This is a genomic window from Bradyrhizobium sp. Kon56, from assembly GCF_055807635.1.
In genome coordinates this window covers 1-313 of record NZ_JBVVOU010000293.1, presented here as the reverse complement: position 1 = coordinate 313, position 313 = coordinate 1, and the positions used below count along the sequence as shown (strand labels likewise).

Below are 313 nucleotides of genomic sequence, written 5' to 3'. Positions count from 1 at the left end.
GGCGAGAACCTGATCGTCAAAGACCTCAACCTGGAGATTCGCAAGGGCGAGTTCCTCACCCTGCTCGGGCCGTCCGGTTCGGGCAAGACCACCAGCCTGATGATGCTGGCCGGCTTTGAAACGCCCACCGCCGGTGAAATCCAGCTGGCCGGGCGCTCGATCAACAACGTGCCGCCGCACAAGCGTGATATCGGCTTGGTGTTCCAGAACTACGCCTTGGTTCCGCATATGACCGTGGCCGAAAACCTGGCATTCCCCTTGTCTGTGCGCGGCTTGAGCAAGACCGACATCAGTGAGCGGGTCAAGCGCGTAC

At 61.0% G+C, this 313-nt stretch carries 1 protein-coding gene; it reads left to right on the top strand.

The genetic code is table 11. The annotated features are described in order from the left end of the window. The coding region (locus AC0L3B_RS39020) for an ABC transporter ATP-binding protein (RefSeq protein WP_473383027.1) at window positions 1–313 on the top strand (313 nt) is incomplete at both ends.